Origin of the sequence: Streptococcus suis (genome assembly GCF_002960445.1) — a bacterium.
Lineage (GTDB): Bacteria > Bacillota > Bacilli > Lactobacillales > Streptococcaceae > Streptococcus > Streptococcus hyiners.
This window is the reverse complement of sequence record NZ_POJD01000107.1, coordinates 84,354-91,941: the sequence shown is the minus strand read 5'-3', so window position 1 is coordinate 91,941 and position 7,588 is coordinate 84,354. Positions and strand designations below refer to the sequence as shown.

Below are 7,588 nucleotides of genomic sequence, written 5' to 3'. Positions count from 1 at the left end.
TCTCGGCGTGTGATTTCTGCTTCACGGTCAGCCAGGTCCTGTTCACGCTTGTCAAGCTGGTACTTCTGCTTGTCTTCGGCGTTCATCTTGGCTAATTTCTTAGCTTCTGATTCGGCTTTTTCCTGGTCTGCCTTCCACTTAGCAAACTTCTTATTGATGATGTCGTCGACATCTGCATCTGTGTACTTCTTTTCGTCTTTTGGGTCTGTCGTGACTTGTTCAGGCTCAGCTGCTACCTTTTTGTCATCTTCGACCGCTTCGACTGTTTGTGTTTCTTCGTTCATTGCGAACCTCCTATTTTTAAAGTCGTCCCCGACTGTTTTTCCATAGCTTTTACCGTCTTCAATGCTTGGACATAAAGAAAACCGCATGGGATTCCATACGGTTTTAAGTATTTTCGAGTAGTTTCAAGTAGTCTTTCCTACCAGTCAAGATGTCGGACCACCTCCTCAACGTTTCCAAAATGGTTTCTTGGTAGGGCTGTTGGCCACTTGCTTCTCGATTTTTTCAAATCTCGCATTAGTAGCCTGGGCGTTTAATTTAACAATGTCATACAAATCATTGATATTGTTAGCATGATTTCGTAGTGCATCAGTTAATAAAATATTTTCTGCTATCAAGTGAGCGACTTTGTTTTCTAATCTCTCGACCCGCGACCATTTCTTTTTCATTCTCTTATTCATAGCGACCTCCTTTCTATTTTTCTGCAACAAAAAAAGCACTTAGATTTCCCTAGTGCTTAAATAAATGGTGTTACTTCCTTTACATCCTTCAAGAATCTCTTGGCTTTATTCAAAAAGGTGTTGTCCATTAAATACTCAATGCCTTTAACAGTGATTTGAGTAGACTCTAAGCCATCAATGAACTTGCCGGACATTGTCTCGTCTACTACAGGACCAGCAATCAATCCTTCCGACAAAAGGGATTCAATAATAAACATGTAATAGTTCTCATTGATTTGGAATAATGTACCGTTGGCTACTAGCATTTTTACATCGATTTCTTTTCCTCGTTTCAGTTGTTGGTAGAGATAAGATAGAATTTGGTAAATAATTACATGATAATCATCTCTTGCCATTAGAGTACCTCAATCGATTTGATTTCAGACTCATTAAAACCCACATATGGATACTTAGCTGTCTTTATTGTCAATTCGTCATACAATTCATCTTCTGTATCAAACTTCCCCGTGAATGAGTTGCAATACCCTTCAAGGCTTTGACCATCTATGAAAGTGACTTTTATATTTTTTCCCAAATATTGACTTAAATTCATTGTCAATCTCCTTTCTTAGGTACTATATGAGTTCGATTCTTGGAATGATGAATTTTAATAGCTGTAACTTCTGAATTATCTGAAGCGTTAATGCCAACTGGATAACCTAATCCAATGATTTCTTTATTCGTTCTTCGTCCATGTCTATCGCGTTCTAAACGACCTGTACAGCAATAACTATTGAATAATTTCTGAACATCTACTGAATCATAAATATATGACTTCCCAATCTGTCTTGTACTCTCCATATGAGGTAGTTGTTTGTGGAGATTGATTTCTACTCCCCACTCACCTGAATTGATTTTGGATTGAATATAAGACCAGTCCTTCAACCGCTCATATCCCTCTTTATTATTATACTTCAAATCAATATAGTCTTCAAGCGATTTAGGGGCTTTATCTCCAAGAATTGACTTGTAATTTTCGTACTGGTTGTTGGCACGTTCAATCTTCCAAACATCTAGGTTATCCGCCTTGTATTTTGGCTTGACATACTTCCCATACCAGTCTTCATATGTCATGTTAGCTGGCACTTGAATTGTCTTGCCTGTCTCTGGGTCTCTTGCGCTTCTGGTTGCTTTGGCTAGCCATTCATCATCATCTAGCGCAATAGTGACTGTTCTACACCACGGATGCAAAGGCGGGTAGTTTTTACCCTTCACTCTTTCGCTGACCCGATAAACTTCTCCATCGTGTTCCCGACAGACGCTGGATGTCCTCAAGTCTAACACAGCCACAAGCTTGTATCGCTCCACCTCTGCTTCTTCATAGGCCAAAGCTTCCATCTCTGCATGGAAATGACTCGCCTCTGTCCGTACCAACCTACGAGAATTATAACTTCCTTTGCCGAATTGTGCGTTGATAGCCTCCGCGGTCTCATGTGCTGACCGACCTGTTAACAGACTGACTGCTAACTGCTTTTGTAGTTCATTTGCTAAGGCTTGAGTATTACCCCAAATCCTTTCAGAGTAGTTCGCCCCCAGCCATGGAGTTTGCTGGATAGCTCTGATTTCCTCTGGGTCAATCCTGTTAAATGCGAACGCCACACCAGACTGCTGCTGCAAATCAAAAATCGAATGGTAGTAAGCATCTGGAATGAACTCATCATAGAAGGCTCTAGAAGCCTCATTTTCGGCTTTATACAGTCGGGTGGGTAAATTATCCACCTCTCTCTGTAAAGCCTCGTATTTCTCAATTCTGGAAGCGTAGGGAGCCGAATCTAACAAGATAAGCAACTGCCGTATCTCTTCGCTATCAGTTGTGTTTTGTAAAGCTAATTTTAACTCCCGAATATCGGATAAATCCTTGACATTAGCCAATACCCTAGCAGCTTCATCTTCCGTCAGTCCGTGGTCTCTACGATAACTCTCAAAAATCTGGTCTATCTTAGAAGTGATATGCCTACTTGCTAGCTTGTGGATTTCGTCGAGTTGCTTTGCGGTTTGCTCTGCCTGGTCCATCGCCTGAACCATTCGCTGAGCTTTCCGCTTCTCCCAATACTTCTGATTGTCCATCTATCACACCCTCTTCATAAGGCAAATTCTGGCTAAATGCAGGCTCTTCCTGCGTCTTTTCTTTCTCAAGCGCTTCAATCTCTGCATCTGGGTCTTCCACAAACGGCAAGAGCGAAATAAGCTGGCGCAGACTGACCTTGTCTTTAAGATTGCTGATGATTTGGGAAAGCTCCAACAAATTCTTCGGCAAACCACGGCTAAACTGCGGAATAATTGCCTTGGCGTTTTCGTAAATCTGAGACCAGTTGTAATAACTCGCAAAGATCTGTATGCGCTTGTGTAGGGATTTGATATAATATCGCTCTTTGGTCTTGGTAATCATCTCAAGCCCCAAAAGCTTAAATTCCATAGCAATGCCCGATGTATTCCCTGCGAAATTCTCATCTGACAGATTAGGTACATGACTAAACGTGTAAATATCCTCTTTTAACGACTTGCGCAATACTTCCACGGACGCTTCATCCAAAACATTCTTTAAAAATTCTGCGTTTGCGTCTTTTGGCAATTCCAACAAGCCTTCTTCAAGCAATATCTGCATGGCTTCCTTTGCTTCTTCTGGCGTGTCTGCAAGTGCTGCGCCATATAAGACCAAAATAGACTCAATAGCTTGTTCCTTGTCATTGACTCGGTTACCCATCAGAGAATTATATGCGTCAATCAAGCTAATCTGTTGCTCATAATCTCCGACCATGTAGCGATTGTTTCGATACTCGATAATTGGCAGGGCTCCAAGATTATGCGGGATACCTTCTTCCGATTCTTTCTTCTGCTCCCGCAAAGACATACTATATTGCAGGTTCTCAGTCAATACCTGAGCCCGATAATAACTTTCTTCCGTCACGTCGTCCTTTGTTTGATAGTAATAGACCGCAAACAAGGGTTTCTGCTCAATCGAATCATCATAGACGATAAACGTGTTCTCTGGTTCTAAACTACGTGTTACCAGCTCATTTTCACCTTCTTTGACATAGATGTACTCATAAGCCCTGCCATAGATTGCCATGTTCAAAGCATTGTCTGAGTCTGTCGAATCAACATCTGCATTATCAAAAGCTTCTAACAGGTCTTCAATGTCCATATCGTCTGTCTTAGGATAACGGATAGCATTGCCCATAAAGTAACCTGTGGCGGTATCCGCAATGTCCTTGGCGTGATTGGCAACCGTCTTAAAATTTGGCCGATTGCTTCTGCGTGTGTGATTTTCGATTGCATGCTTACCCAAGTAGTAATCTTTTAACCTCCTGAGTTTACTACTGGTCTGGTCATGCTTTAATATCAATTTGTAAATGATATCTTTATCCAAATTCTGCTCATTGTACAACGAGCGACTATAGACTAATGTTTCTTCCATTTTGCTCCTTTCTACAAGCCAAATAGTGACTTACGTTTGACTTTAGCTTTAGGTTTAGCCATATGCGAATAAATAGCATATCGAAGTGCATCCAGTACATCATCATTCTTCTTTTCTGGCTCGCCTGTTTTCTCATTCCAGACGTACTGGTAAACCTCATCCTTGAACTTGTCAACCTTCTCAGAACAAACAAAAAAGCGACCTTGCTTCATCAGCTTAGCCACTTGTTCAATTCCGCTCAAAACAGATTTATCAGCGTTCACGCATTTTAGATGTTCCTGTTCAAACCGGGCGACATGTTCAGGACGAGCGGAGTCGGCGTAGAAATAAATATTTCCGTACCGGGATTTGATGTCTTTAGCAATCTCCACCCAGTAATCAATTTCTTGGTACTGTGCCGAGCATTCCTCCAAGAGATAGACACGACCATCAGCCGTTTGTCCACAGACAACAATAGACCCATGGTGTTCATATCCCCAGTCGACACCAGCATAGTAGATAGTGATGTCGTCTGTTGGTATGTCCTTGCCAGGTATTAGCATATCTTCCTTAAAATCACGATAGACAGCCCCTTCCCCGCTGACCCAACGGCCGTAGATACCACGTTCTGTAAACATACCACTCGGCGTTGTTGCGATAAGGTTCTCAATGTAACGCTGATTTAAGAAGGTATTATCGAATATCGTAAAATGTTTGGCGATAATGCTCTTGCCATCTGCTTTGTCGATATAGTCTTTCTTCAACCAGTGGTTAGGGTGGTCTGGGTTGGTATCGCAAATAATACGAGCACCGAAACCAGAACAACGCTTGCGAATCTCGTCAAATACTTCTTTATTTGCCAGCGTTGCTTCGTTGATATAAGCCCCGTAAGCCGTCATACCACGAATGGCCCGCAAACCAGCAACAGAGCCTGTAAAGGTCGTGACTACATAGACGCCAAATAATGTAAAGTTCCCGTGCTTATCAAACTTGAAATCAATACCATACTTCTCTGATAACTCTTGAAGAATATTGGTTCGCAAGGTACCAGCACTAGTAGCACCAAGGATGTACATAGGATTATCCACACCGCAAGACTTAGCATTTCTTTTTGCTCTACGCAATTCCATCAGGAATAAATCATTATCCAGCTGGGTCTTACCAGCACGGACAGCTCCATGGTTAATCATCATGTACCAGTCTTCACGCAAAGCCCGTTTTAAGATACTGAGTTGCTTATCGTGGTACAGTCTATCAATTCCCATTTATTTCCTCTTCTAACTTGTCAAATAACTTGTCTAAGGCTAGTTCTGTTTTATTATCGACGGTCACTTGTGTTTTAAGTTTTTCGATTTCAAGACGCAATTTCTCAACTTCTAGTGCGATTGGGTATCGTCTTAGAATATCAACAGCCGCCTTTCTTACCTCGTCAATCGTAGGTTTTTTAATGATTGTTACAAACTCGCCAGTTATCTGATTTAATTCTGATTTCTCTTCGGTTAGTTCCTGTCTGAGAATTAAAGTTAATTTCTCCATGGCTTCTTCCGCTGTAGCTATAGCGGACTGACTCAATTGTTCTAACCTAAAAGAAATATACTCAGAAATCTTTCCACCATTTTCCACCATTTTTTCTTTTGCATTTTTGGCTGTAGATTTTGGATAGCCTGCTTTTAGAGCTGATTGATAGGCATTCCCTGTAGCGATGTACTCATCAGCAAAACGCCGTTGCCTCGCCCCTAAACCAAATTCATCTAATTTACCGATTTTCCATCACCTCCTCCAAAATAAAAAGCCACACTTCGTTGTGTGACTGATTGCATATTAGGTCTTGGTCCGATATGCGATTGACCAAACCTCCGAGTCAAGGTCCCCGTAGGATTCGCTTACTCTCAAACGGGAACAGCAGGAATCGAACCTGCACATAGCGTTATGCCGCGGACGTCACACGGACCTGCTCAGGGCGCTACCCTTGCCAATTTCCAATCTGGCTCATGTTCCCGGAAGGAGAGTGTGGGATTCGAACCCACGGACCGCACGTAGGCGGCCACCCGTCTAGCAAACGGGCGCATTCGACCAACTCTGCCAACTCTCCATAACAGATACCACACACGATTTTCTAAGGAGTTTTATGAAAAAGACTGATGTTTCTTTGTGGTATCCGATAATACTATTTTACTACATAAAAACGCTCATTCACTTGCAAGTTACTAGCAAATGTCTCCCAAAAATTTACGAAAAACCAGTAACTCACCACCACGGTAATTCTCAGCGAACTCAATCGCTCCACGCTCGAGCATACGATAAAACTCGCTTTCAGAATACCCTAAATCTGTATAGATAGCTTTATCTTGCTTAATGTGCCACTTGCAATACTTCTCAATCAATATCTGCCTAATGTACGGGTCTATAACTCTGTTAATCGCTTTGGTGATTTCTTCTAACTCATCGCACGCAGCAACTCTATTCGTGACCTGGATTTCAGTAGCTTTGTTAGTAAATCCACTTGATTTTGGTTCAAAAGAGTACGTGGCGGTCAATTTTGGTGTGTATTCCTCGCCAGCCATTCTGGCGTACCGTCTGTATAATTCTAGCACTTCGTAAGCGTTCTTTTTCGTAAAATACTTATCTATTTCTTTAAATAACCGCACTGTCGTACTCCTTTTGTGATATAATATTATTAAGAGTTTTATTCACATAGTCAGTACAAGTGTGCTGGCTTTTTTACTTCCATGAAATGATACTTTTTCCTTGTCTAACCGCTGACTGATTCTTCAACAATTGAATTTCTTGCTCGTATTTTTTAGCCATTGTTTGCCAATAATCAATTTCTTCTGCGCGTTCTAATGCCACCGCAATCCAAAAATCACGGTCTTTTTTTAATTCTTTTTCAATCAATGCTTGCCCTCCAAAATATTGTCTGACACCCACACCGCAATAGAGCGCCAGACGGTGAAATATTTAAGATTGTTCCTTTCTTTATTTGCGGTATTTCCCTTGCTTTACCACAATCCACAAGGGAACAACGACTGTAAAGTTAAATGTTATTTGTGGCTGACCGTACTGCCATTGGCCCAATAATGTGTATATTTATTTCGCAAAGGAGTTCCTCCTTCTTTTTTATTTTGGCAGAATGACTCACTAACCTTTCACAATTAGTAAGCCAGTAGAAAAGTATCCGTCTTTAATATAAGATTGAGATACCATGAGCCGGTTACACTCAGACAGTCGGCTCTTCACTGGATAGCACATTCTCACAGCACAGCATAAGCTTGGAGAATACAAAAGACAGAAATTTCAAGAAATATGTAAAGGGCGACCTATGAGTTTACGTTAGGTCAACATATACGCGAAACAATTGCCGGCTCAAGGCTTCTAATCCTTGAGCGGCCTTTCTGTCTGTTTATTTGTCATATATTTACCATTTTAACCTTTCTTTTTCAGAAACAATTCTTGACCACGGTTAAAAACT

General features: G+C 41.4%; 10 protein-coding genes and 2 tRNA genes. All 12 read right to left on the bottom strand.

The features are described 5' to 3' along the window. The coding region (locus tag C1G53_RS02490) for a capsid assembly scaffolding protein Gp46 family protein (protein WP_153046645.1) at positions 1 to 284 on the bottom strand (284 nt) is incomplete at its 3' end. A gap of 165 nt (positions 285 to 449) precedes the next feature. Beyond that, positions 450 to 683, bottom strand: coding sequence for a hypothetical protein (locus tag C1G53_RS02485; protein WP_105117551.1), 234 nt, complete (start codon positions 681 to 683; stop codon positions 450 to 452). Between the two features lie 56 nt (positions 684 to 739). Beyond that, entirely contained in the window at positions 740 to 1,078 is a 339-nt protein-coding gene (locus C1G53_RS02480) for a YjcQ family protein (protein ID WP_105117550.1), read from the bottom strand. Then, positions 1,078 to 1,275, bottom strand: coding sequence for a hypothetical protein (locus C1G53_RS02475; RefSeq protein WP_105117549.1), 198 nt, complete (start codon positions 1,273 to 1,275; stop codon positions 1,078 to 1,080). The genes C1G53_RS02480 and C1G53_RS02475 overlap by 1 nt, the downstream gene beginning before the upstream one ends. A gap of 2 nt (positions 1,276 to 1,277) precedes the next feature. Continuing rightward, positions 1,278 to 2,789, bottom strand: coding sequence for a minor capsid protein (locus C1G53_RS02470; RefSeq protein WP_105117548.1), 1,512 nt, complete (start codon positions 2,787 to 2,789; stop codon positions 1,278 to 1,280). Further along, positions 2,677 to 4,140, bottom strand: coding sequence for a phage portal protein (locus C1G53_RS02465; RefSeq protein ID WP_105117547.1), 1,464 nt, complete (start codon positions 4,138 to 4,140; stop codon positions 2,677 to 2,679). Before C1G53_RS02465 ends, C1G53_RS02470 begins: the two co-directional genes overlap by 113 nt. Before the next feature lie 11 nt (positions 4,141 to 4,151). Beyond that, positions 4,152 to 5,384, bottom strand: coding sequence for a PBSX family phage terminase large subunit (locus tag C1G53_RS02460; RefSeq protein ID WP_105117546.1), 1,233 nt, complete (start codon positions 5,382 to 5,384; stop codon positions 4,152 to 4,154). After that, positions 5,374 to 5,823 (bottom strand): terminase small subunit, encoded by a 450-nt coding sequence (locus C1G53_RS02455; protein WP_238139089.1) that lies wholly within the window; start codon positions 5,821 to 5,823, stop codon positions 5,374 to 5,376. The genes C1G53_RS02460 and C1G53_RS02455 overlap by 11 nt, the downstream gene beginning before the upstream one ends. A gap of 190 nt (positions 5,824 to 6,013) precedes the next feature. Continuing rightward, positions 6,014 to 6,118: transfer RNA gene (locus C1G53_RS12990), tRNA-OTHER, on the bottom strand. A 3-nt stretch (positions 6,119 to 6,121) separates the two neighbouring features. Then, a tRNA-Ser gene (locus C1G53_RS02450) sits at positions 6,122 to 6,211 on the bottom strand. A gap of 115 nt (positions 6,212 to 6,326) precedes the next feature. Next, positions 6,327 to 6,767: an ArpU family phage packaging/lysis transcriptional regulator gene (locus C1G53_RS02445; RefSeq protein ID WP_099831245.1), complete on the bottom strand. Its 441-nt coding sequence runs from the start codon at positions 6,765 to 6,767 to the stop codon at positions 6,327 to 6,329. A 73-nt stretch (positions 6,768 to 6,840) separates the two neighbouring features. Next, complete coding sequence (locus tag C1G53_RS13055) at positions 6,841 to 7,014, bottom strand: hypothetical protein (protein ID WP_161941356.1); 174 nt, start codon at positions 7,012 to 7,014, stop codon at positions 6,841 to 6,843. Between the last annotated feature and the right edge of the window lie 574 nt (positions 7,015 to 7,588).

What these genes read in the sequence shown, in the direction of transcription:
- C1G53_RS02485 (WP_105117551.1), bottom strand. Translation starts at nt 683, where the DNA reads ATGAATAAGAGAATGAAAAAGAAATGGTCGCGGGTCGAGAGATTAGAA.
- C1G53_RS02480 (WP_105117550.1), bottom strand. Translation starts at nt 1,078, where the DNA reads ATGGCAAGAGATGATTATCATGTAATTATTTACCAAATTCTATCTTAT.
- C1G53_RS02475 (WP_105117549.1), bottom strand. Translation starts at nt 1,275, where the DNA reads ATGAATTTAAGTCAATATTTGGGAAAAAATATAAAAGTCACTTTCATA.
- C1G53_RS02470 (WP_105117548.1), bottom strand. Translation starts at nt 2,789, where the DNA reads ATGGACAATCAGAAGTATTGGGAGAAGCGGAAAGCTCAGCGAATGGTT.
- C1G53_RS02465 (WP_105117547.1), bottom strand. Translation starts at nt 4,140, where the DNA reads ATGGAAGAAACATTAGTCTATAGTCGCTCGTTGTACAATGAGCAGAAT.
- C1G53_RS02460 (WP_105117546.1), bottom strand. Translation starts at nt 5,384, where the DNA reads ATGGGAATTGATAGACTGTACCACGATAAGCAACTCAGTATCTTAAAA.